General features: G+C 26.1%; 1 pseudogene. It reads left to right on the top strand.

From position 1 onward, the window contains the following. Positions 1 to 61: 61 nt before the first annotated feature. Positions 62 to 202: pseudogene (locus tag ACNG5D_RS16095) on the top strand (dihydroxy-acid dehydratase domain-containing protein); the annotation flags it as partial. Between the last annotated feature and the right edge of the window lie 78 nt (positions 203 to 280).

A 280-nucleotide genomic window follows, 5' to 3' on the forward strand; every position in this document is an offset into this window, starting at 1 on the left:
AAAGAACAGCCCGAGCTATTAAAAATCTTTTAGAATTAGATTTAAAACCATTAGATATTATTCTGAAAGAACAGCCCGAGCTATTAAAAATCTTTTAGAATTAGATTTAAAACCATTAGATATTATTTCAAAAAAATCTATTGAAAATGCAATAGCATTAGTAAACGCCTTGGGTGGTTCTACAAATGCAGTTTTACATTTTCAATAGATTTTTTTGAAATAATATCTAATGGTTTTAAATCTAATTCTAAAAGATTTTTAATAGCTCGGGCTGTTCTTT

This window comes from Algibacter ulvanivorans, from assembly GCF_048381495.1.
Lineage (GTDB): Bacteria > Bacteroidota > Bacteroidia > Flavobacteriales > Flavobacteriaceae > Algibacter_B > Algibacter_B ulvanivorans.